The following is a 24,324-nucleotide window of genomic DNA, read 5'->3' on the forward strand; positions in this document are numbered from 1 at the left end:
TAGTGGTGTGAGGGACGGACCTTGGTAGTAGGAGGGCTGGCGGTGGGGACGGGGAAGTGAGAGGTAGTTGTTTAGTAGTGGGTGAGAGGTTGTGGATAGTATTTGAAGGTTTCGAAAGTTATTCACATGTGGATAAAAGAGGTTATTCCTATGCAAAAAGAGCACCCGGCCGGATGCTCTTCATCATTATTTCAGTAACCGTAAACCATTTAAAATAACCAATATCGTACTTCCTTCATGTCCGATGACTCCATAAGGGAGGTCGAGGATCTGCAGGAAGTTGGAGGCAATCAACAGCATGATGACCGCAATGGAGAAAACGACGTTTTGCTGGACGATGCGCTTCATCTTTTTCGATAGTTTGATGGCTTCAGCGATACGTGTCAGATCGTTTTTCATCAAGACGACATCGGCTGTCTCCAAGGCGACGTCGGTTCCTTCTCCCATGGCGATTCCGACGTTGGCCGTTGCGAGGGCCGGTGCGTCATTGATGCCGTCTCCGACCATACCGACCGTTCCGAATTGATCCTTCAACGTTTTCAGTTCTTCAACTTTCGTTTCCGGCAGGCATTCGGCAATGAAGGAAGCGACGCCCGCTTCTTCTGCGATGGCACGGGCCGTTTTTTCATTGTCGCCTGTCAGCATGATCGTCTGGACGCCTTCTTTTTCCAGAAGCTTCAGTGCTTCGATGGTTTCATTCCGGACGACGTCCTTCAGGGCGATCAGTGCGACGATTTCATTTTCTTTTGCCACAAAAACGGTCGTCTTTCCTTCAGAGGCGATTCTTCCGTATGCTCCATTCATAAACGTTTCTGCCAAACGTTTATTCACAAAGTCGGCTTTCCCGATTTTCCATTCGGACCCGTCCACAAGGGCTTTGACTCCCCATCCGGATACATCCTCCAGGGAATCTGGCTGGAATAGTTGTACGTCGAACTCGCGGGTTGCGTGACCGACGATGGCCTGTGCGAGTGGATGGTTCGACTGATTCTCTATGGAAGCAACTGCGCTTATTACGTCACGTTCATTCATCGTATCTGCAATCAGGATATCCGTCACTACGGGTTTTCCTTTCGTCAACGTTCCTGTTTTATCAAAGGCAATCGCTTTGATATTACTCAAATTCTCCAAGTGGGCGCCGCCTTTGAAAAGGATCCCGTGGCGGGCACCGTTTGAGATGGCCGAAAGACTGGCCGGCATGATGGCTGCGACCAGGGCACACGGGGATGCGACCACCAGGAGGACCATGGCACGGTAGAATGTTTCCGTCCAGCTCCATCCGAGGATGAAGTGAGGGAGAAACATCATCAGGAACACGACGGCGAGGACGATTTTTACATAGGTCCCTTCGAAGCGTTCGATGAACTGCTGTGAAGGCGATTTTTCGCTTTGCGCCGATTGAACCAGGTCAATGATTTTTTGGAAAAGGGTTTCGCTGCTCGGTTTGGTCATTTCCACCGTGATGGCACCGTTGATGTTGACCGTTCCCGCGAACACTTCATCTCTTTGCCCTTTTGTGACAGGGACGGCTTCACCGGAAATCGCTGCTTCATCGATGGACGTTGTTCCTTTTACGACCACACCGTCCGTCGGTACCCGTTCACCCGGTTTGATCAGGATGTGATCGCCGATTTCGAGGCTTGAAACATTGACTTTCTTTTCGCCTGAACCTGTGACAAGCCATGCTTCTTCCGGCTGTAGCTGCATGAGGGCGGAGATTTCCTTCTGGCTTTTGTTCATCGTATAGGTTTCAAGGGCTCCGCTGACAGCGAAGATGAAGATTAGGATCGCCCCTTCCGTCCAGTACCCGATGATGGCGGATCCGACAGCGGCAAAGATCATCAGCATTTCGACATTCAGTTCTTTGTTTTCGATGGTTTCTTCGATTCCTTCTTTCGCTTTCGCAAAACCGCCTATGGCAAAGGCAAGGAGGTAGAAGATGATGCTCATGCTTGAGTCATCATCAGATGTCAACCATCCGAGTAATATGAACACACCGCTGATAAGGGCAGCGATCAATTCGGCATGAGGTTTTATTTTTTCAAGGAAGTGCATGGTGTTTTTCGGTGACCCCATGGATAGTGCTTTGGATTGTGAGCTCATAGGTATTCCTCCTTTTAGTAAATGAAAATGGGGGATTCTCATTGAGAATAATAATCAACGTCATTACCCCTATAAAACGACGAAAGCTGCCACCAGTGAAAGGTGACAGCAAAACGGCACGTGCTCTTAGCTGAAAATATATGAAGTTTGTAATTTGTAATGATTATAATCTAATCCTACCACATGTATATGAGGATGGGAAGGATTTTGTGCTAGTTATTCTGGGTTATTTCTCCACGCCTATTTTGCAGGGAAAAGACAAGGAGACTGACAAATATCATCAGCATCATGCAGGCGATCAAATAGAAGAAGCTTGATCCTTTAAACCAGTCGATGGTGATACCGCCGATGAATGGACCGATCATACTGCCGAAGCTGAAGAAGATCCCGCACATGATGTTTCCGGCAGGGAGTAATACCTTTGGCAGGAGGTCCGTCATATAGCTGATGCCGAGTGAAAACGTCGATCCGACGGCCATACCGGCCAGTGTGAAGCAAATGAACAGTCCGACCGTGGACTCAGAAACGATTCCGGCAGCCGAGAAACAGAGGAAGCCGATCATCATGACGATGAGGAGAACATTCTGTCTACCGTATTTATCGCTCAGGATGCCAAGAGGGACCTGTGAGATGATGCTCCCCACTGCAAACGCAGGGAGGAGGATGGCCACGGCTTCAATGGAAAGACCGTTTCGCAGGGCGAATACAGGGAAGTTCCCATTTAATGAAGCTTCCAGGAAGCCATATCCGAGAGGCGGCAGCAAGGCGACCCAGGCATATTGAAGGACCTTTCCGAAACGGTGGAATGATCCGAGGAAAGAGGCGCTACCGATGTTCTGCTGTTCGGGAAATTCATTTTGCAAGCGAAACACGAACATCCATACTGTCAGGCTCAATAAGGAAGAAATGATGAACGGTAAGGCTTGATGGATCGTGATGAGCTGCGTCATCATCGGGCCCACGGCGAATCCGATCCCAAAGGATACCCCGTAAATGGAGATGTTCCGTCCCCTGCGTTCTTTCGGTGAAAACGACGTGATCCACGTCTGGGTCGCGAAGTGGAGCATGTGGTCGCCGATCCCGATGAGAAGGCGAAGGGCGAACCAGAACCAGAAGGACTTCCAGACCGGGAATAGTAAGAGCGAGACGGCGACGATGATCCCGCCGATGATGATCATCGGTTTATAGCCGACTTTCTGCAGTGGTCTTTCCATTAATGGCGAGGCGAGCAGGATTCCGATATAGAGGGCCGTTGCGTTCAACCCGTTCAGGGAAGAGGACAGTCCATCCTGTTCGAAAATGATGGCGATGAGGGGAAGGAGCATTCCCTGTGAGAAACCGGAAATGGCGACGATCCCGACCAACACCCTGAAACGGAAAGCTAATGTTTGATTCATTTTGTCAAAACTCCCAATCGTAGTAAATATCTTCTTTGATGGTACCCTCAATTTCAATGTTTGGCAATACGGTGGGAATAGAGTAAAATCAAAACATCTACTAGCATATTAAGGAAGGAATGATGAAGAAATGGAATATAAAATGCAAGAAGGCGGATTTTACAGTGATTTAGGGTTTGGGAAGCTGGAGGTATCGGGTAACGAAGAGTATGGTTTCCGACCATTTCAATTATTAGTGTCATCAGTTGCCGTATGCAGCGGTGGCGTACTACGCAAAGTACTGGAAAAAATGCGCATCCCGTTCGATGACATCCACATCAAAGCCGACGTCACCCGCAACGAAGACGAAGCCAACCGCGTGGAAGCCATTTCCCTCCACTTTACGATTCGAGGGACGGACCTTGATGAAGCCAAGATCGAGAAAGCCATGAAGCTCACACGTAAAAACTGCTCCATGGTGCAATCGGTGCAGGACAGCATCAAGATTGAAGAAACGTTCGAGTTGGTGGGATAAAGAACGGTGAGGGACGGACCTCAGAAATTTTTGCTCTGGTTGAGGTCCGTCCCTATAAGTGAAGTGCGTGAAGAGAAGAGGGACGGGCCTCTAAATGGAAAGAACGCCGTGCATGCGTCTGACCACTTGAAGGTCCGTCCCTCAAGAAGTCCCTACAGCTCCTGGGGCTCGCTGCCGGGTTTTGAGTAGTAGAGGATGGTTTTGGGAGTCAGTTTGAGGAGCAGGTATTCGGGATCATCGGGGCTTGCGATCCAGTGTTTGAGCTCCTCTTTCCAGAATTTCGCCTTCAGGTCCGGTGAGTCTTCGACGGACGCCTCAGCTTCGATTTCTACATAATGTTCATGATCGGAATCGCGGTCATAGCCGAGGAGGATGTGCACATGAGGATTCTGTGCAATGTCTTCCGCCTTATGGGCATGTTCGTTGGTTGCCGTATACAGAGTAAGATCGTCGTGATCGAACATCATAAACCGTGAGTACGGTTTGTTGTCACGGATGGTGGCAAGAGTGCCGATTTTATGATGGGAAAACAGCTCTGTTATTTTATCTTTTAAGGTTTGTGCCATGGATATCCCTCCTAATTGGGTTCTATCTATAATGTGTCTAAACAGGCCTTTTTTAATCAAATTTATTATAAAGGATGGATCGTAAACGTGAATAAAGTATTTACGCTGCTTGTATTTGCAGGGGTCCCGATTTCGATGATCGGTTCTCTGCTTCATTGGCCGAGTGTCATTATGTTCGTCATTTATTGCGTCACGATCATTGCCCTTGCGGCGTTTATGGGTAGGGCGACGGAAAGCCTGGCGGTTGTGTCGGGCCCCCGTATCGGCGGACTCCTCAATGCCACATTCGGGAACGCCGTGGAACTGATCATATCCATTTTTGCGCTGAAGGCCGGTTTGATCGGGGTGGTACTGGCTTCTCTGACCGGTTCCGTCCTCGGGAATCTTCTCCTGGTGGCAGGATTGTCCTTCTTTGTCGGAGGAGTGAAGTTCAAACGGCAAAAGTTCAATGTGTTCGATGCACGCCACAATTCAGGGCTCCTCATGTTCGCCATCATCGTTGCATTCGTGATTCCGGAAGTGTTCTCCATGGATATGAATGAAGGGAGGACGATGAGCCTTTCCATCGGGATATCGATCATTTTGATCCTCCTTTATCTCTTCGCCCTGTTCTTCAAACTCGTGACGCACCGCGGTGTGTATCAGAGTGAAAACAGCGAAGCAGCTCACGGTCATGATGAGGAACCGGAATGGACCAAGGGGAAAGCGTTACTTATCCTCTTTCTCTCGACTCTTGCCGTCGCCTATGTATCGGAACGCCTTGTCCATACGTTTGAAGAAGTGGGGGAAGCGTTCGGTTGGAGCGAGCTCTTCATCGGGGTCATTATCGTCGCCATCGTAGGAAATGCGGCGGAACACGCTTCAGCAGTGATCATGGCGTATAAGAACAAGATGGATGTTGCCGTTGAAATCGCCGTCGGTTCCACCCTGCAGGTCGCCATGTTCGTGGCACCAGTGCTCGTGCTGGTTTCATTATTGTTTGAAAAGAGCATGTCACTCGTGTTTACATTACCTGAACTTGTGGCAATGGTCTCAGCGGTCCTCCTCACAGTGATCATCTCCAATGATGGGGAAACGAATTGGTTTGAAGGACTGACCCTTCTGGCCGCTTACTTCATCATGGGGATCGGGTTTTATTTACTATAGGTGTCAAGATAAGACCCGGCAGGATGTCTGCCGGGTCTTTTTGTGGGAAAATCAATTCCGTGAGAACCGCCTACTCATTCTTGAATAAGATAACAGGAGAGTTTTTGTGCAAAGGAATGAGTAGCGTGAGAAAAAAGAAAAAACCGACGAACGGTAAAGTCATTGATTGTAAAATCGATTTACCTCCGAGAGGATGTCCAGGGATTTTTCCTTTTGAAGGATGCACGAATCCAACCATCCAATTGGATGATATCGGCATCATCAGCTGCGAAGGCATCATCAGTGGAAGGGTCCTGTGCGATTATCAGCCCCTTCAGGGTGTGACGGTTACGCTAAAATCCTCGTTTCCGGGTCTCATCTTTGAGGATATGACACCTGTAACCGACAGTACGGGCCGGTTTTCCACGAGGGTGACCGTGCCTCCCGGGACTCCGATTACACCGAATGTCACAATCACAGCAACGGCGGTCGTGATCGGAAAGACCATCAGTGATACGATTTTTGTCAGGGTGGATTGTATCCTTTGTAAAAAGCCAGTGCTTACACTCGAGCCGATTCCTTGTCCTGTCGGCTGTAAAGGCACACAGATCAGGGGCAGACTCGTTTGCGACGGCCAGGCAATCGGGAATGCAGCCATATCATTTATCATCGAATCCGTATCCAACCGCGTCGTTATCACCCCTAATCCCGCGATTACACAGAGTGACGGGAGATACACGGCGACACTGGTTCCTTTTCCCGATGTGGATGAAACGATCCGCATCACAGCCGTGACAAAAATCGGGGGATTAAAGGTCGTTTCGAAAACGAGGGAAGTGGCTGTGCGATGTGTGAAATGTAAGAATCCGGCCATTAAGCTGAACAATTTGAAGAAAATCGATTGCCGCTCAACCATTTCAGGGAAAGTCACATGTGATGGTGTTCCGCAGGCGAATGTGCCGGTTACATTATCAGGTTCATCCATCCTGATGTTTCAGACACCGAATCCTGTCACGGATGGGAACGGAAGATTTTCTTCCCTTGTCACCGTGAAAAAAGGGACACCGTTTCAGACCGCTTCCTATACAGCGACAGCCGTGATCGATGGGAAGACCATCAGTGCCATGGATACCGTCATAGCAGGATGCAAAAAATGCCGTAAGCCTAAGTTGACCCTTGAAGTCCCATGTGAGACCGTCACCTGCGAAGGAACGAAATTGACGGGAAGGCTGACATGCGACGGGGCGCCTGTTAAGCATGCCAGGATTTCGTTTACGGTCACGGCCTCGGAGCCCGATGCAGCGGAGGTCAATCCGAATCCGGCGTTTACGGATGAAGAAGGCAGATATGTCACGGAGCTCTGCCCACGACTCGGAGTCCATGAAACGATCATCATCAAAGCGTCTGCCACCGTGGAAGGGGAGCAGGTCGTCGCGTCCCGGGAAGTCACCATCGATTGTCGATGCAAGCATCCAAAGATTCATATAAAAGAGAACAAAAAGCTGAATTGTAAGGGGATCATTTCAGGCTGTCTTTCCTGTGAAGGATTTCCACTGGTAAATAAAGAAGTCTCGTTTTCAAGTCCATTGTTAACCTTTAAGCCACCGGTTGTCGCTACTGATGAGAACGGGGAATTTTCAACCCTTGCCTTTGTTCCCCCGAATACCCCATTCCGGGAGGTCCCATTCACGGCGACGGCTGTAGTAGGTGGAAAAGCGGTATCGGAAATGGTATTCGTCTATGCCGGGTGCCTCTTATGCGATAAGCCTAAGCTGACCTTATGTATACCTGAGTGTGTAGAATGCGAAGGAGCAGCGGTTACCGGGAAATTCACCTGCAATGGAAGGCCGGTCGCCAATGTGGAGATCAAGCTGAACGTCACCCCGGAAGTTGCAACCATTACGCCTGATAAGATCAACACGAATGCAAAAGGGGAATATGAAGTGGTGCTTACCCCGGATTCACATGTATCCAAAGAAGTGATGATTCAGGCAACTGCCTTGATCGAGGGAAAGGAAATAATCGTTGAGAAGAAAACGATCAAGATTCATTGCACATGTCCGCATCCTGAGAACGATGTGGTGGATGAAATGGAACCGATCGACTGCTGTGAAGAAGGTAGCGGGGATGGAGAGTGTGACAGCGGTGCCCGGGAAGACGGTAAAGGTGAATTGCACCCGCACCTTCCTGAAAAAGGAGCGGATGATGCAAGCTGTTTAAATGACTTCACAGTGACTTCAAAGGCAGAAGATGAAAGTATTCCTGCAGAAACGGAAAGCATTTCAGTTGAATCCAAGGAACACGTGAAGCCGAATGTGTCCCTGAAAGTTCCGGTGATTGTAAGCTGCAAGGGAGGCAGCCTCACAGGGAAAGTTCAGTGCGAAGACATGAAACAGATCGAGGTATACTTCGAAGTATTGGAAGAACATTTGAAACATACCATCAAACCGAATCCTGCGATCCCCGATGAAGACGGGAATTACTCAGCAGACATCATCCCAAAACACGGTATGACCGAGTGCATCACGATCCGGGCCTTCATCTTTTGGAAGGGAAAGAGGATCGTTTCCCATCCGGGTTGCACGATTCTGGCATGTTCTTCTAAAAATAAGGATGACGATTAAAAAAGCCATGGAATCTTAGGAGATTCCATGGCTTTTTTTAGGGAATGCAGGAATGATCGGAAACGCCGATTTGCTTTGTAGGAGAAGCTCGGACGTTCCCGCTTCAATAAAGATAGTATAAAATAAAATGAGAATTTTGTAAATATTCTTTCTAATGAAGTTTTTTGGATAAGCTTCACCTTCTAGGAAAAACTAACGGCAAACCCTTATATGCTTGAAAGGAGTCAAATACATGAAACTAATGCGCACTGCTCTTATGGTCATACTCGCATTTTTCGTTGCAACTACAGGGATTCACGCTGCAAATAATCCCAAAAAAGAAAGTAAACCAAAAACGGAGAAAACTCCACAGTCAGTCGAGGATACTTCTATAAAGGTCCCAAACTCAGTATTGAATATCGCCAAGGAAAATACGTATCCGAACTCCACACAGGATCAGCCGTATCTTCAACCGAGCGAATGGTCTCAGGAATTAATTGAAACCTCCAATGTGAGAATCGAAAATCCGAACCTGATCCGGATGTTGAACGAGTCAACGGTCAATAAAGCACCGACAATCGGACTTCGTGCCACCATTTATCTTGGGGAATGGCCCCTTAACTATGCATCAACGGAAACGTCCCCGAATTGGGAGTACCAAAAGGTGAATACGAATTACTTCGATAACCGCGGAGGGAAAAACAATTACCAAATTCACTACGTCCAGGAAGCACAGAAGGTCGTGAAAGGTGGTCTCACCGCAAAGGTTCCCCATGCTGATGATGTGGAAAAAATGATGCTCATCAAAGCCATGGATAAGTCCAAGCTGCCTCTTGCCTTCCAGACCATCGTAGGAGCAGGGACGAAGAAGGATCAGGTGTACAATATTTCACCTAAGCGTCTCGGTTACCTTTATGCCTATGCTCCTGCCATCAATGAAAAAGGAAAGGTGACGTATGGTGAAGTCTACCTTGTCATGAAAGGAACCAAACGCTCCATCGTTGTCAAAAACGTAACGTCTCAAGGAGTCGGTGCCTGGATTCCGGTTCAGGATCACGTCCATTTCGGCTTTATGGCAAGTGAAACACCAAGATAAATGTTTATCAAAGAGTGAAATCGGGTAAAACCTTATTTCACTCTTTTATTATTTTCTGTGATATGTTATAATAATTAGAATATTCTGAATTGAAGGAGGGGTAACATGGAGTACCTATTAATCTTTGGCGGTCTATTAGTCGCTTTCATCACATTACGCGTGTGGTTCGGAGCAAGAAGAGCCAAGATCTATGCAGAAATCAAAAAACAAAAATACAACGTCATAGATCCGGCAATCGACAAAATCGTCCAAACCAACGACGACCGCAAACCCATAGGATAAAAAGCACATCGGATGAATATCCGTTGTGTTTTTTTTGTGGGTTGGAGGGACGGACCTTCAATGGCGGTTCTTCATTATTTGGAATGTCAAAGTATGAATACGGAACTCCACGCTCCTGGCACTGAATTCATCTAAAAAAGCCCAAATCCATCACAGATTTGAGCTTTCAATTCATTTTATCTGGAAATCTTCGCTTCACGCTTCGAAAAGTCTACATCTTTATAGTACATCGACTTCACGAGTACGTTCGGGCCGAGGCAGCGGGCCATGGGACAGTGACAGTTCAGTTCTTTTGCGAGTGGCTGCTCTTTCCACTTTTCAAAAATATCAGGAAGCGTATCGTTCATGATATTCCCGAGTGGCGGAGTGTCACCAAAGTCGGTGACGATGACGTCTCCAGTAAAGATGTTAACGTTCAGACGGGAACGGCCGTCCGGGTCATTTCGAACACTCACATTTTTGGCTGAATAAAGTTCCTTCAGGAAATCCAAGTCTTCCTGTGAAGAGCTGCATGGATAAAATGGCAGAGTGCCGAATAGCATCCACACATTCTCGTCGCGGAACCTAAGGATATCCCGGATCGCTTCACGTGTTTCTTCCAAAGATAGAGTCTCAAGGCTTGATGCAAAGTCGGAAGGATACATCGGATGAATTTCGTGACGTCCGCATTTCATTTCATCGACAACCTGGCGATGGATCTTTTCCAGGTACGGCAGGGTGTTTTTATTTAACATGGTTTCTGCCGATACGAGCACTCCGTGTTCAGATAGGGCACGGCTGTTTTCAATCATACGATCAAACAGTTTTCTGCGCTGATCCCTTGTTGGTTTGCGCTCCATATTGGCAAAGCCGACATCGATGAATTCATCGATCGTTCCCCAGTTATGGGAGATGTGCAGGACATCGAGGTACGGGGCGATCATCAAGTAGCGGTCAAGGTCCAGGGTCAGGTTCGAGTTGATTTGGGTATGTACGCCCCTGGAATGTGCATACTTGAGTAATGGAAGTACATAATGTTCTACGGATTTCTTGGACATCATGGGCTCTCCGCCGGTAATACTAAGGGAACGGAGCGTTTTGATATCGTCGAGTTTCCCCAGGATTAGTTCAATGGGCAGGGCACTCGGGTCCTTCGGTGACAATGTATATCCGACGGCGCAGTGCTCGCATCTCATATTGCAGAGGGTCGTGGTCGTGAATTCGATATTGGAAAGCGTAATGTCACCATGCTCATCCACATCTAAATAAGCCTCCCAAGGATCATGGTCAATCGACATTTTCTTGGAGAGAGTGTCAGTTTTCATTTTGTACAAGCTCCTTTATGATTCGGTCATCTATCCATTATTGAGAAAGGGCCAGCCCTTGTCAATCGCAAAGTTATTGGTTACCATAGTAAACGTATTGAAAGGAGAGAGAACTCTTGGGTAAAGCTATCAATGATAAAGACTCACAAGTAAGCTATTTGAAACAACGCCTGAACCTGTTCGTCGACGTACTGGATTCAATCGACCCGGAACAAGCGGACATTGACGATATCGATCGCCTGATCGCCATGATCGATGACATAGAAGTGAAATGCGAACAATTTAAGAAAAGCGAGTAGGAGTCCTTTGTAGGGCTCTTATTTTTTTGAGGGACGGACCTTGGGGCTGACGGTTGCTGGTTGCTGAGTGCGGAATTTGTCGTGTTTTGTAGAACAGTCTATTTCCCCATCCCATCACATGCCCTCCGAATCCACAAGCAGGAATTCCCCGCGGAAACGTCAAACTTTAATACAAAACCATCTATTAAAGGAGCGACACCCTATGATCATCACACCCATCCAAGTACACCAAAGCGAGCAGGCAAAAAACGTGATCCTCTCCGGATTCCTTGAGCGGTTCGGATTCATCGATCACACGCTGAACCCCGATATTCATGATATTTCCACAGAGTATGACGGCACGCAGCATCATTTTTTTGTAGGGAAAGATAATGAGAACATCATCTGTACCGGCGCGATCCGGAAAGAATCAGAGAACACCTATCAGATTGTCCGGATGTCGGTGCTGTCCCCATACAGAAAACGTGGACTTGGCCGCATCATGCTTCAACATCTGGAAGGAAAAGCACACTCCCTCGGTGCCCAACGACTTATCCTCGAAACAAATAAACAGTGGGCGGATGCCATCCAATTTTATCAAAACAATGGGTTCATCTATATGGAAGAAGACGAGGTTTCTTGTTATTTCGAGAAGGAAATTCCATTGTGAAATCCCTTTCAATCTTATTCTTATAGGAGTATAATGATGTATGAAAATTACGACTGTTATTGAGATCTTTAGAGGGGGAGAACGATGAATAAAGAGACATTACAGCAAAGTATGTACGATTTGATTGTGGAAACGTCCACGAACCTGCCAAAGGATGTGCGCCGTGCGATCCGCTCGGCAAAAGCCCGTGAGAACGCAGGCACGCGTGCAGCGATGAGCCTGGACACAATTTCAAATAACGTAAAGATGGCGGATGACAATGTATCCCCGATTTGCCAGGATACAGGTCTTCCTACTTTTAAAATAAAAACACCGGTCGGCGTGAATCAGCTCCAGATAAAGGAAGCGATCTATGCGGCCATGGTACAAGCGACAAAGGACGGAAAGCTCCGTCCAAACTCTGTAGATTCCTTGACAGGTGCCAACTCAGGGGACAATCTTGGTCTTGGGACGCCTGTCATCAAGTTCGAACAGTGGGAAAAGGATTATATCGATGCGCGCCTGATCTTGAAGGGCGGCGGTTGTGAAAATAAAAACATCCAGTACAGCCTTCCTTGTGAGCTTGAAGGTCTGGGCCGTGCAGGACGTGACCTTGACGGAATCCGTAAATGTGTGATGCATTCGGTGTATCAGGCGCAGGGACAAGGCTGCAGTGCCGGGTTTATCGGAGTCGGAATCGGTGGGGACCGTTCTTCCGGTTATGATCTGGCCAAAGAACAATTATTCCGTTCCGTCGATGACGTGAATCCGCATGAAGATCTTCGTAAGCTGGAAGAGTATGTGATGGACCATGCCAACGAGCTTGGAATCGGCACGATGGGATTCGGCGGGGAAACGACGCTTCTTGGTTGTAAAGTGGGCGTCATGAACCGGATTCCGGCAAGCTTCTTCGTATCCGTTGCGTATAACTGCTGGGCGTTCCGTCGTCTGGGTGTGAAGCTTGATCCGGCAACAGGTGGAGTCGATGAGTGGTTCTATCAGGAAGGCGATAAGATCGACCTGACAGAAGGGTCAGTTGCCGAGCTTGAAACGGCAGCGGCTTCAACAGACGAACAACCGAATGTGGTGGTTCTGGAAGCTCCTATCACGGAAGAAAAAATCCGTGAGCTGAAAGTGGGAGACGTCGTTCACATCAACGGCCGCATGTACACGGGCCGTGACGCGATCCACAAGCATCTGAGCGAAAACGATGCACCGGTTGATCTTGACGGACAGATCATTTATCACTGTGGACCGGTCATGCTGAAGGATGATGAAGGGAACTGGCACGTGAAAGCAGCCGGACCGACAACGTCCATCCGCGAGGAGCCTTACCAAGGCGATATCATGAAGCGCTTCGGTATCCGTGCCGTCATCGGTAAAGGCGGAATGGGTCCGAAAACCCTTGCCGCCCTGAAGGATCATGGCGGAGTGTACTTGAATGCCATCGGTGGAGCGGCTCAGTACTACGCAGACTGCATCAAAGGCGTAGACGGCGTCGACCTGATGCAGTTCGGGATTCCGGAAGCGATGTGGCATTTGAATGTAGAAGGTTTCACAGCCGTTGTGACAATGGATTCACACGGAAACAGTTTGCACGCGGAAGTCGACAAATCTTCTTTGGAAAAGCTGGCTCAGTTCAAGGAAAAGGTGTTTAAATAAGAAATTGGTACCATCCCGTACGTGCGGGGTGGTTTTTTTATTGGTTATTTATGTTAAAATCAGGATGAAACTTTAACGAGCGTTCATTCGTATGTCATACAAACAGGAGTTGGAGGGCGAGTATGATTTTTAATAAATTATTTGGCATGTTGATTCTTACCTTGATGATTTTCTTAACAGGATGTGCGGCCAATCCTGAAAAAGAAGCGGATATCACGTCCATTGAGGATGTGAATGTGGATATGTTAAAAGAAAATAGCGGAACCTATGTAGGAGATAACTCGAAAGTACAGGCGATCCTGCAAGAGCTGCCCGGTGGGGAAACCATCAAAGAAATCGATCTTTCCGGTGAAATGGTGAAGGTGACATACAGCTATGAAAAAGAAGGGAAGCTATCTGAAAGCGATGTGAATGAGTTCTGGTTTGACGGCAGCAACGTCAACCGGAAAAACTTTTATTACAACGCCATTTATCTGACGCTTCTTGTACCGAATGCGAAAGAATATCACTTCACCGTCGATGAATCCATGGTATCGGTCTCCAGGGATAAAATGGTCGCAGGGTTATCCAAAGAATTCAGCGACTTCCCGAAAGGCGACGACATCTGGGACAATAAAACCGTCTCTACCTTCATCAAAGAACACGAAGGCAAACTGACCGAAATGGCAACGAAGTATCAGACTTTTTTTGAGTAGAGGGACGGACCTTGGGGTTTGGATAAGAAATGGCAACCCAAACAAACCCGTATTCCGGTCCCAAACCAAAGTCATCACATGAACACCCATTTCTGGATACTATTAGTACACATGAATCCTTCCACTTCTCAAAAACTAAGGGAAATGCAAGGGAAAGAAGGGTTCAATGTTGCGAAAATCACTAAAAGTGTTGATCATAGCGGCAATCTTAGTATTGCTCATACCCGCCGAGGCTTATGCAGTATCCAATAATCCGATTGGCTGGGGTTTCAAAAAGAGTCAAAATGAAGAGCAGCCGGAAGCAGGTGCTGCTTATGATCAGCTCCTCGATAAATACGATGCCTTCTATAAAGGCTCACCGGATAAAAAAGTGCTCTACGTCACATTCGACAACGGGTACGAAAACGGCTATACAGAAAAGATTCTCAATGTACTGAAGCAGGAGAAAGTCCCAGCCACCTTCTTCGTGACAGGTCACTATCTGCTCAGTGCAGAAGACCTCGTGAAGCGCATGGCGAAAGAGGGGCATATCATCGGGAACCATTCGTGGCATCACCCGGACTTCACGGCAAGCTCCGATCAAAAGATCAGGGAAGAGCTCGAGAAGGTGAAAGTGAAAACGAAAGAATTGACCGGGCAGAAAGAAATGAAGTATCTGCGTCCGCCAAGGGGCGTCTTCTCTGAACGTACGCTTCAAATCGCAAAAGAAGAAGGCTACACACACGTCTTTTGGTCACTTGCCTTCATCGATTGGAAGACCGACCAGCAAAGAGGATGGAAATACTCCTATGACAACATCATGGCCCAGGCGCACCCAGGGGCGATCATCCTTCTGCATTCCGTATCCAAAGACAATGCAGACGCACTCGAAAAAGCGATCCAGGACCTCAAAAAACGTGGCTACACATTCAAAAGCCTCGATGAGCATCCAATGATGAAATAAGAAGCTGAATAAGAGGGACGGACCTTCATTCCTAGGACTTGGTCCTAGGAATGAAGGTCCGTCCCTCTTCTGTTTATGCTATAATACACATACAAGTTTTGAGCGGAAGGGTGAGGACAATGGCAGGTAGGAATGTAAAGGTTGAAGGTCCGTATGATTTTGACCGGGTGCTGGACAGGCTGGCGCTGGATCCGTTGAATGCCGTGGATCAGGAGAATCGGAGCGTGAAGGTCCCGTATTATCTGGACGGGGAAAATGGTGAGGTGATCGAGATTCAGGCAACGGGAACAACGGATGAGCCGGAATTCATGATCACGTTTGAAAATGGAGATAATCTGGAAGCGAAACAAAACCGCATCTCAGATATTTTCCAATGGCAAACCGGTCTCCACGACATGCACGCGCATTTCCTGGAAACCGACCTGAAGCCGATCTTTGAAGAGCATGTCGGAACACCGCTCGTCCTTGAGTTCGATCCCTTCGCAACCATCGTTAAAAGCATCATCCATCAGCAGCTGAATCTAAAGTTCGCCTTCACCCTGACTCATCGATTCGTCACCACGTACGGCTGGGAAAAGGATGGCGTCTGGTTCTACCCGTCACCTGAGAAAGTAGCGGGACTCACAGTGGAAGAACTCAGGGAGCTCCAATTCAGTCAGCGGAAAGCGGAGTATGTGATCGGAATTGGACAGAAGGTATCAACCGGCGAACTCGACCTGAATCAACTGGCGGAACAAACAGACGAAGAGGTCATCAAGGAGCTCACAAAAATCCGCGGCATCGGACCATGGACGGCACAGAGCTTCCTCTTATTCGGGCTCGGAAGGCCGAACCTTTTCCCGAAAGCGGACATCGGCATCCAAAACGCCATCAAACAATTATTCCAAATGGAACAGAAGCCGACCATGGACGAGCTGGATGAATTCAGCGCGGCCTGGCATCCTTATTTAAGCTATGCATCACTGTATTTATGGAGAAGTATCGAATAGAACGGACGTGAACCAATGAAAAAGCAATACGCAAAAAAACCACAACACAATGAAGTGAAAATCGAGCTGAAACAGCAGTTTCCTCTGACTATAAAAAAGATCGGTATCAACGGGGAAGGAGTCGGTTTCTTCAAGCGTAAAATCGTCTTCGTACCGGGAGCACTTGCCGGTGAAGAAGTGGTCGTAGAAGTGACGAAGGTCCACCCGAAATTCACCGAAGCCCGTATCAAGAAGATCCGGAAAAAGTCACCACAGCGTGTGAAAGCGCCATGCCCGGTCTATGAGCTATGCGGAGGCTGCCAGCTTCAGCATCTGTCTTACGAAGGGCAGCTAGATGCCAAACGCGACATCCTTCTTCAATCCCTTGAGCGCCACACGAAGCTGAAGCTTGAAGACATGGATATCCGTCCGACCATCGGCATGGATAACCCGTGGCACTACCGGAACAAAAGCCAGTTCCAGGTCGGGACGCAAAACGGCAAGGCCATTGCAGGCTTGTACAGCATGAATTCCAACAAGCTGATCGACATCGATGAGTGCATCGTGCAGCACCCGCTCACGAACAAAGTGACAAACGAAATCAAACGGATCATCAACGACTTCAACATCCCTGTTTTTGATGAGAAAAAGAAAAAGCCGATCCTAAAAACGATCGTAACGCGTGTCGGATTTGAAACAGGGGAAGTGCAGGTCGTCCTTGTGACGTCCGAGAAAAAAATCCCCCGCAAGGAATTGCTGATTTCGGAAATCCAGAAACGTCTTCCTGAAGTCGTTTCCATTGCCCAAAACATCAATCCGCAGAAAACGGCCCTCGTCTTCGGGGACGAAACGATCCATCTGTCTGGAAAAGAAAGCATCGAAGAACGTCTGGAAGAGTTCACCTATGAACTGTCCGCACGTGCCTTCTTCCAGCTGAACCCGATCCAGACAAGCAAACTATATAACGAAGCAAAGAAAGCAGCAGCCCTTACTGGTGAAGAAAAAGTCGTCGATGCCTACTGTGGAGTAGGGACGATCGGATTATGGCTGGCAGACGGAGCGAAAGAAATCCGCGGAATGGACGTCATCAAGGAAGGAATCGATGATGCGAAGAAAAACGCGAAGAAATTCGGAGTCGAGCATGCCGAATACTTTGTCGGCGGTGCCGAAACCCTCATGCCAAAATGGAAAAACGAAGGTTGGCGTCCAGATGTCGTCGTGGTCGATCCGCCGAGGACCGGCTGTGACAACAAGCTTCTCGATACGCTGAAAGAAGTGAAGCCGAAGACGTTCGTGTATGTATCGTGCAACCCGTCGACCCTTGCGAAGGACATCGACTATTTGAAGAAACAGTACCGGGTGGACTATTTGCAGCCGGTGGATATGTTCCCGCAAACAGCGCATGTGGAGGTTGTCGCGAAGCTGGTTCTTAAGTAAAAAGTGGATTCACTGTAAACACTCTCTATTTTACTGGTTACGATCACACTTTAAAGCAAATACTAGGGCATCCCTCCATCATCGAGGGATGCCCATTTTTGATTATACCGGCACATCCTTCAAGCAGATGTCTGTTCAAATAGCTTAACATCTATTAAGATTTCCTTTGAACAACCACAAGGAGGCAAAATCATGAACAGCAAATATAAAGAGTTATTAACACCCTATACATTTAAAAACGGAGTCGAATTAAAAAACCGGATCGTCATGGCACCGATGACGAACTTTTCATCGGATGAGAAGGGCAATGTCTCGGATGCGGAAGTTGCCTATTATGAAAGACGTTCTCAAGATGTCAGCATGGTGATTACGGCCTGCACATACGTAACGTCTGATGGAAAGGGATTCCCGGGTGAATTCGGAGGGGATACGGATGAAATGATCCCAAGCCTTGAACGATTGGCGAAGGGGATCAAAGGTCAGGGTGCAAAAGCAGTCCTACAGATCTTCCACGGAGGTGTACAATGTCCGCCTGACCTGGTTCCTGATGGGGATGTTGTCAGTGCCAGTGACGTAATGGGTGAAAATGGAGAGAAGAAAGCGAGAGGTTTATCGGAAGCAGAAGTCGAGAATATCATCGAAGCCTTCGGTGAGACGACCCGCCGCGCGATTGAAGCAGGCTATGATGGCGTCGAGATTCACGGAGCGAACGGGTACCTGATTCATCAGTTCTTTTCACCGATGACCAATCAGAGACAAGACCGTTTTGGCGGCAGCCTTGAAAATCGCATGACGTTCCCACTGGCCATTGTGGATAAAGTGAAGAGTGTGGTCGCGGAGCATGCGGATCCATCTTTCCTCGTTGGATACCGTTTCTCACCAGAAGAGCCTGAAGACAATGGGTTCACGATGGGGGATACCCTTACTCTCGTGGATGCACTGGCAGATAAGGACCTTGATTACCTTCATGTTTCCCTGTTCGATTTCTTCTCGAAGCCAAGAAAAGGCGTGGAGGATCTCGAGAAAACAAGAATGGACTATCTGCTGGAAACGATCGGTGACCGCACGCCATTGATCGGGGTAGGTTCGATCTACTCTGCAGACGATGCCCATAAAGCGTTCGGTTCAGGCGTGCCGTTACTGGCTCTCGGCCGCGAACTCATCATCGATCCTGATTGGCTGAAGAAAATAAAAGAAGGAAAAGAAGATGAGATTGTGACGGAGATCGACAAAGGAAAGCAGGAAGAATTGGTCGTTCCTGATCCGTTATGGAATGCGATTGTGAATACTCCTGGCTGGTTCCCTGGAGTATAAGATTTCGATCAAGCATATCTTTTGAAAGAAAGTGGCGTGCCATCTGACACGTCATTTTCTTTTTTTATTGAACGGATGGTAACTTAATAAAATCCGCACAAAATAGATTACAAAATGTCATTTATAATTGACATTTTGTAATCTATTTAATAGTATATATATGGAAGGAGATGAATTTCCTTGAAAAACAAACGGATGAAGATAGCCCGCGTTGAATCTGATGTATCTCAAGAACAATTGGCAAGGATTGTCGGAGTGACCAGGCAAACCATTAATTTAATCGAAGCAGGTAAATACAACCCTAGTCTGAAACTATGTATTGACATTAGCAAAGCACTGAATAAGACGTTAAATGATTTATTCTGGGAGGAATGAAGAATGAATGCAGAAAAAATGGTGAAAGAAATCAAATTGACCATTCTTGTATCGTTGCTTGTCAGCATGGCCCTTTTAGTCACGTGGTTCATTTTCGAAATATCGGATATTCCGTTCGCCAACAAATCCCTCTTAGCCCTATCCCTCATTTCTTCTAGCGCAGCCCTGGCTTCTTTCCTAAAACTATTGAAAATAAAAAAGGATCCAAATGTGATGGTTTCCGAGACGGATGAACGATTGGTAGCAGAGAAAAATGAAGCTGATTCGAAAGCCCTGAAGTTACTTCAAAGTGTTTTGTTTTTATCGTATTTAGGATACACATTTATCATCCCAGAGGATATCTTCAAATCGACCGGGTGGTGGATCTCATTGGGGACCCTGCTCTTATCCCTCTTCGCTCCATTGATGTTTCGACGTATCACGAAAGAAATGTAAGTGAATCAGATGGTATTCCTTATAGTCATGTGAAAGTATTCATGAAGAGAGGTGGAGGTAAAAATGGCCAAGGGTATGTTTTTACTCATTATTGTATTGACCGTAGTCATTATTTTAAGAAGAAAAAAGAAATAGCTTTTCGAAAAAATGGCGTGGTCCTATGACCACGCCATTTTCTCTTTCATTGCTTTTTATCCCACATTTTGCTCAGAACCCTTATTACCGGGAGCAAACCAGCCCAACAAGGCAATCCCCACAAGGACTCCATAGAAAATCAAGGTCCATACGGTACTATGCGGAAAATCATGATCCAGCAACCCGATATCCTCATGGGCTAGGGTGATGACGGCAAGCTTCACTCCGACCCAGGCAACAATGGCATAAGCTGTCGTTTCCAGAGCAGGGCGCTTTTCCAGAAGCTGAACGAACCAGGTGGCTGCATATTTGATGAGGATCAATCCTGCAATCCCGCCAAGGACGACCACAATGAATTGTCCGCCGTCCATGCCGCCGAAATCTCCAAGGGGAGAGTCGGGCAGGCCAAGGGCAAGGGCGACAGCGGCAAGGATGGAATCAATGGCAAAAGCAAGGTCTGCCAGGGCGATTTTTCCAACCGTCGGCCAGAATCCTTTGCCGGCTGCTTCTTCTTCCGTTTCTTCCTGATTCTTCTCATTATCTTTCCCGAACTTTGCTTTGATGACATGTTTGAGCCCCAGATACAGCAGGTAAGCTGCACCGATCGCCTGGATCTGCCAGACATTTGCGATGAAGGAAATGGCAAAAAGGGCCACAAACCTGAAGGCAAACGCCAGGAAAATCCCGTATTTTATCGCTCGTTTCTTTTCATCTTCTGGTAAATGCTTCGCGATGACTGCGAGCACGAGGGCGTTATCTGCTGACAATAAGCCCTCGAGGCCGATTAAGATTAATAAAGTCCATCCATATTCTAACCAAATTGATTCCAAGTGTATCGCTCCCATCAAAAATGCTAGCCTAAAAGTACTCTTTAGCTTATCTTACCACTTATTTTCCATCTAATACGAATCTAAAATGGTTTTGCACGATAGGAGGTTTTCGTGTTATAGTAAATTTACTAATTATGACAGGAGTGATGGGTGGACGATGAAGAACTAATCTTATTTTCGAGACGTTTGAAATTCCATATTTCAAATTAACCTAAATAGGATTAGTCTGCCCATTTTTTATACATGTTTTTTAGCTATTGATCATTCATGGCTTTCTTTGTGCGCAGTGCTAATCCTTCCAGAACCATTGGGAGGATTTTTTTGTTCTCCCTTTTTTGAAGAGAGGGGAAGATGGTATGAGAGAATTGATGAAACTATTGAATATAAGCTATGAAGTGATGGACGGGAAGATTTTTGAAGGGGTGAATGCCGGCGTGCAGGAAGGGGAGGTCATCGGGATCATCGGACATAACGGTGCCGGAAAGTCGACGCTGCTGCAACTGATCGCAGGTGAACGGACCCCAACGGAGGGGCAGATTCAATGGCTTCGGGATGCAACCATCACCATGGTGGAGCAGGAAACGGAGACCTATTCTTCGGAAGGACTGACCCCTTCTGAAAGTAAGCTGCGGGAGAAATGGCAGGTGCCGACGCATGAATTTCAGCAGTTGAGCGGGGGAGAGAAGCTGAAGGCGAGACTCGCCAACGGGTTCTCTCAAAAGGGTGACCTCCTGTTATTGGATGAGCCGACGAATCATCTAGATCAAGAAAGCCTGAAATTCCTGACCACACAGATCAGGGACTACAAAGGGACCATCCTTCTCGTTTCCCATGACCGCTATTTCCTGGATGAGGCTGTGACGAAGATCTGGTCCATCGAAGGTAAGAAGCTCATTGAACATAACGGGAATTATTCCAGTTATATGGAGGCACGGAAACAGCGGAGGCTGACTCAGCAGCGGGAGTATGAAAAACAGCAGAAAATGGTAGAGCGGATCGAGAGTCAGATGAAAGAACTCACCTCTTGGTCGAAAAAAGCCCACGCGGAGTCCACGAAACAGGAAGGGTATAAAGAACATTACCGCGTCAAAGCAAAACGCATGGACACCCAGGTCAAATCCAAGCAAAAACGCCTGGAGAAGGAACTAGAGAAAGCAAAGGTGACAGAGGTAGAAGAAGAACATAACGTCCGCTTCAGCATCCAACCCACACACAAAACAGGGAAACGGTTCCTTGAAGTGAAGAATCTAAAAAAATCCTTTGAGGGACGGACCTTATTCAAGAACGTCCATTTTACCATCCAGCATGGGGAAAAGGTTGCGGTCACAGGACAGAACGGATGCGGGAAAACGACACTGCTGAAGATCATCCTGGGAGCGGAAGCGGCAGAAGGGGATGTATGGATGTCGCCGTCTGCCACGATCGGATACCTGACCCAGGAAGTGTTCGATCTGCCCCTTGACGAGCCACCGGGAGAGCTTTTTCATAAAGAAACTTTCGCGGAAAGAGGGAAAGTCCAGACGTTAATGAAGCATCTTGGATTCCAGACGTCTCATTGGAAGGAACCGATCCGAAATATGAGCATGGGAGAACGGGTGAAGATCAAGCTGATGAAATATATTCTGGAGGAAAAGGATGTCTTAATACTGGATGAACCGACGAATCACTTGGATCTCGCTTCACGTGAACAGCTGGAGGAAACTCTTTCAGAGTACAACGGAACTCTGATCATCGTCACCCATGACCGCTATTTTCTGGAGAAAACGACGGACATCAAGCTTGTGATTGATAACGGGACGATCAAGAAGGAGTTGGATGAGCCGGCATCTGAGCGGGATGACAAAGAAGAACAGCGGATGAAACTCGAGACGGAGAGGCAGGAAGTGCTGGGGCGCCTCAGTTTTATGGTGCCGGGAGATGAGGGATATGCAGAACTCGACAGGAAGTTTATCGAATTGACTAAGCGGATGAATGAGCTGAAGTAAGAGGAGGCATCCGGCAGTGGCCGGGTGCTTGTATTTTATTACTATCTTCATAATTTGCGACGAAACCACTTGGAAATAGAAGCTCATGTCAAGGAAAATTGGAAGGAAACTCATGAAACAGATTTACACCTATTTTCCAAATCAACTATACTCAAATAAATGAATGTGATGGGAGATGGGGAAATCGTGCGAAGAATGACTTTTATGTTCCTAACGGGCTCTTTACTCTTTGCAGGGTGTTCGAATACAGAACAAGCTGATGCATACACCGTGAAGGAAGCGACTGACAATGGTGACACGATCGTGGATGAAGAAGGGGAAGTAACCAATCTGGACAAATTATTGCGTTTCGTAGACGGGGTAGAGGAGAAAAAAGAATCTGAAGTGACGGTATCCAACTTTTTCAACAACCAGATAAGTGTGAATGAAATAGCGTACGATGGAAGTAAAGTGAATTATGTATTGAAGACCGGGGCCGGGGAAGAAAAGAGGAGTGCGGTTTGCGACGGAATCGAAGAAAGGAGCGGGTTCATCTCTTTGAAAGGGTGTGACGGAGAAGAGGATTCCATCGGGCTCGTTCAGGTCTCGGAATATAAAATAAATAAGGCCAAGGCTTCGATGAAAGAATGAACAAAAGCATCCAGAACCGGATGCTTTTTTTGCGTATTTGGAAGGGATTTCTATATTGATAGCCGAATGAAGAAGAGAGTCATCGGTTTGGAGGTGAAGGCAGGTGCAGGAAGGCAGGATTGGGGTGCAGATCAAGGAACTGCGAAATCATTTCGGGATATCCCAGCAGGAGCTCTGCAAGAATATTTGCAGTCAATCGTTTATAAGCAGGATTGAAAGCGGCGATCTTTCTCCGTCGGCGGGCCTATTGTATCGATTATCCATGAGGCTTGGGGTGGATATGAATTATTTCCTTGAAAGCGTCTATATTCCCCGCATAGACTATGTACAGGAGGTTCTCCTGCAATTAAGCGAGTCCTTAAAGAAGAAGAACTATGAGCAGATTAAAGAATTGGTCAATCATGAGCGGGGCAACCCTCTTTTTGTACATGGTGGGAACAGGCAGCAGCTGCTTTGGTATGAAGCGATCTATTTTTATAAAATTCACGATGACTTCCATCGGGCCTTAATGCTTCTGGATGAGGCACTCTCCATGAGGCATACCACTTTAAAGAGTCACTCCGAGAAGGAAATCGAAATCTATTTAACGAAGGCGAATATACATACTGAACGAAAGGATCTGAATAAAGCACACTCCATGTATAAAGACATCCTGACTTATATCAATCGGCTGCCTGTCATCCGGGATAAGGAATTATTGATCAAGGTGTATTACAACTATTCCCGTTCCTTGTATTTGAATGGAGAGTTGGAGGAATCACTTCTATTTGCTCAAAACGGAATCAGGGAGTGCCGTGAAAATAGAATCCTCTACGGTATGGGAGAGTTATATTTTCAAATGGGGAGGGTGTATAGGGATCAATCAGAGAATGAACTTTCCAAAGGCTATTTTGAAAAAGCAAGGATGGTGTCTCAATTGATGGAAGATGAAGAACTGGAGAGAATGTCTGAATCACAGATGGAGCTTGTAAGGTAGAGGGAGTTGTGTCTACGGGAGG

General features: G+C 47.3%; 23 protein-coding genes. 18 read left to right on the top strand and 5 right to left on the bottom strand.

The features are described from left to right. Window positions 1-186 precede the first annotated feature (186 nt). Both P8596_RS03115 and P8596_RS03120 read right to left on the bottom strand, forming a co-directional pair. The gene (locus P8596_RS03115) at window positions 187-2,103 is read right to left on the bottom strand and encodes a heavy metal translocating P-type ATPase (RefSeq protein ID WP_279725827.1); all 1,917 of its coding nucleotides are present in this window, start codon (window positions 2,101-2,103) and stop codon (window positions 187-189) included. Between the two features lie 212 nt (window positions 2,104-2,315). Then, entirely contained in the window at window positions 2,316-3,500 is a 1,185-nt protein-coding gene (locus P8596_RS03120) for an MFS transporter (protein WP_279725829.1), read from the bottom strand. Between the two features lie 130 nt (window positions 3,501-3,630). On the opposite strand from P8596_RS03120, the gene P8596_RS03125 reads away from it, so the two are divergent. Next, a complete protein-coding gene (locus tag P8596_RS03125; protein WP_279725831.1) occupies window positions 3,631-4,014 on the top strand; it encodes an OsmC family protein in 384 nt (127 codons plus the stop codon). Between the two features lie 152 nt (window positions 4,015-4,166). Here the strand turns inward: P8596_RS03125 and P8596_RS03130 are convergent, their stop codons facing one another. Continuing rightward, the gene (locus P8596_RS03130; protein ID WP_034761300.1) at window positions 4,167-4,580 is read right to left on the bottom strand and encodes a pyridoxamine 5'-phosphate oxidase family protein; all 414 of its coding nucleotides are present in this window, start codon (window positions 4,578-4,580) and stop codon (window positions 4,167-4,169) included. A gap of 87 nt (window positions 4,581-4,667) precedes the next feature. Here P8596_RS03130 and cax point away from each other — a divergent pair, with 87 nt between their 5' ends. From cax to P8596_RS03150, 4 genes are all read left to right on the top strand, one after another. Beyond that, a complete protein-coding gene (gene cax, locus P8596_RS03135; protein ID WP_279725832.1) occupies window positions 4,668-5,726 on the top strand; it encodes a calcium/proton exchanger in 1,059 nt (352 codons plus the stop codon). A gap of 125 nt (window positions 5,727-5,851) precedes the next feature. Beyond that, on the top strand, window positions 5,852-8,329 hold the full coding sequence (locus P8596_RS03140) for a transthyretin-like family protein (RefSeq protein WP_279725833.1): 2,478 nt from the start codon (window positions 5,852-5,854) through the stop codon (window positions 8,327-8,329). A 232-nt stretch (window positions 8,330-8,561) separates the two neighbouring features. Beyond that, entirely contained in the window at window positions 8,562-9,404 is an 843-nt protein-coding gene (locus tag P8596_RS03145; RefSeq protein ID WP_224521388.1) for a YfkD famly protein, read from the top strand. Window positions 9,405-9,509: 105 nt separating this feature from the next. Beyond that, the gene (locus P8596_RS03150) at window positions 9,510-9,686 is read left to right on the top strand and encodes a hypothetical protein (protein ID WP_224521387.1); all 177 of its coding nucleotides are present in this window, start codon (window positions 9,510-9,512) and stop codon (window positions 9,684-9,686) included. A 176-nt stretch (window positions 9,687-9,862) separates the two neighbouring features. Here the strand turns inward: P8596_RS03150 and yfkAB are convergent, their stop codons facing one another. After that, window positions 9,863-10,990, bottom strand: a complete 1,128-nt coding sequence (gene yfkAB, locus P8596_RS03155; RefSeq protein WP_254652983.1) for a radical SAM/CxCxxxxC motif protein YfkAB — start codon at window positions 10,988-10,990, stop codon at window positions 9,863-9,865. 116 nt (window positions 10,991-11,106) lie between these two features. Here yfkAB and P8596_RS03160 point away from each other — a divergent pair, with 116 nt between their 5' ends. From P8596_RS03160 to P8596_RS03205, 10 genes are all read left to right on the top strand, one after another. After that, window positions 11,107-11,289, top strand: a complete 183-nt coding sequence (locus P8596_RS03160) for an SE1561 family protein (RefSeq protein WP_034761313.1) — start codon at window positions 11,107-11,109, stop codon at window positions 11,287-11,289. A 202-nt stretch (window positions 11,290-11,491) separates the two neighbouring features. Beyond that, a complete protein-coding gene (locus tag P8596_RS03165; RefSeq protein ID WP_279725834.1) occupies window positions 11,492-11,938 on the top strand; it encodes a GNAT family N-acetyltransferase in 447 nt (148 codons plus the stop codon). 84 nt (window positions 11,939-12,022) lie between these two features. Continuing rightward, the gene (locus P8596_RS03170) at window positions 12,023-13,579 is read left to right on the top strand and encodes a fumarate hydratase (protein WP_279725836.1); all 1,557 of its coding nucleotides are present in this window, start codon (window positions 12,023-12,025) and stop codon (window positions 13,577-13,579) included. 122 nt (window positions 13,580-13,701) lie between these two features. Then, window positions 13,702-14,274 (top strand): DUF4825 domain-containing protein, encoded by a 573-nt coding sequence (locus tag P8596_RS03175; RefSeq protein WP_224521383.1) that lies wholly within the window; start codon window positions 13,702-13,704, stop codon window positions 14,272-14,274. 166 nt (window positions 14,275-14,440) lie between these two features. Further along, window positions 14,441-15,217, top strand: a complete 777-nt coding sequence (gene pdaA / locus P8596_RS03180; protein WP_279725837.1) for a delta-lactam-biosynthetic de-N-acetylase — start codon at window positions 14,441-14,443, stop codon at window positions 15,215-15,217. A gap of 119 nt (window positions 15,218-15,336) precedes the next feature. Next, window positions 15,337-16,206, top strand: coding sequence for a DNA-3-methyladenine glycosylase family protein (locus P8596_RS03185; protein WP_254652987.1), 870 nt, complete (start codon window positions 15,337-15,339; stop codon window positions 16,204-16,206). 15 nt (window positions 16,207-16,221) lie between these two features. Next, window positions 16,222-17,622 (top strand): 23S rRNA (uracil(1939)-C(5))-methyltransferase RlmD, encoded by a 1,401-nt coding sequence (rlmD, locus tag P8596_RS03190; protein ID WP_279725839.1) that lies wholly within the window; start codon window positions 16,222-16,224, stop codon window positions 17,620-17,622. Between the two features lie 192 nt (window positions 17,623-17,814). Next, window positions 17,815-18,936, top strand: coding sequence for an NADH-dependent flavin oxidoreductase (locus P8596_RS03195; RefSeq protein ID WP_279725841.1), 1,122 nt, complete (start codon window positions 17,815-17,817; stop codon window positions 18,934-18,936). A gap of 180 nt (window positions 18,937-19,116) precedes the next feature. Beyond that, the gene (locus tag P8596_RS03200; RefSeq protein WP_219167645.1) at window positions 19,117-19,311 is read left to right on the top strand and encodes a helix-turn-helix transcriptional regulator; all 195 of its coding nucleotides are present in this window, start codon (window positions 19,117-19,119) and stop codon (window positions 19,309-19,311) included. 3 nt (window positions 19,312-19,314) lie between these two features. Next, window positions 19,315-19,746, top strand: a complete 432-nt coding sequence (locus tag P8596_RS03205) for a hypothetical protein (protein WP_279725843.1) — start codon at window positions 19,315-19,317, stop codon at window positions 19,744-19,746. A 191-nt stretch (window positions 19,747-19,937) separates the two neighbouring features. On the opposite strand, the gene P8596_RS03210 is transcribed toward P8596_RS03205, so the two are convergent. Beyond that, the gene (locus P8596_RS03210; RefSeq protein WP_279725845.1) at window positions 19,938-20,711 is read right to left on the bottom strand and encodes a TerC family protein; all 774 of its coding nucleotides are present in this window, start codon (window positions 20,709-20,711) and stop codon (window positions 19,938-19,940) included. A gap of 356 nt (window positions 20,712-21,067) precedes the next feature. Here P8596_RS03210 and abc-f point away from each other — a divergent pair, with 356 nt between their 5' ends. The 3 genes from abc-f to P8596_RS03225 all read left to right on the top strand — a co-directional run bounded on the left by abc-f (window position 21,068) and on the right by P8596_RS03225 (window position 24,302). Continuing rightward, window positions 21,068-22,696 (top strand): ribosomal protection-like ABC-F family protein, encoded by a 1,629-nt coding sequence (abc-f, locus tag P8596_RS03215; protein ID WP_279725847.1) that lies wholly within the window; start codon window positions 21,068-21,070, stop codon window positions 22,694-22,696. Between the two features lie 186 nt (window positions 22,697-22,882). Next, complete coding sequence (locus tag P8596_RS03220; RefSeq protein ID WP_279725848.1) at window positions 22,883-23,326, top strand: hypothetical protein; 444 nt, start codon at window positions 22,883-22,885, stop codon at window positions 23,324-23,326. A gap of 103 nt (window positions 23,327-23,429) precedes the next feature. Continuing rightward, window positions 23,430-24,302 (top strand): helix-turn-helix domain-containing protein, encoded by an 873-nt coding sequence (locus tag P8596_RS03225; protein ID WP_279725849.1) that lies wholly within the window; start codon window positions 23,430-23,432, stop codon window positions 24,300-24,302. The last annotated feature ends 22 nt before the right edge of the window (window positions 24,303-24,324 follow it).

Origin of the sequence: Rossellomorea sp. DA94, assembly GCF_029834455.1 — a bacterium.
In the GTDB taxonomy this organism is placed as follows: Bacteria; Bacillota; Bacilli; order Bacillales; family Bacillaceae_B; genus Rossellomorea; species Rossellomorea vietnamensis.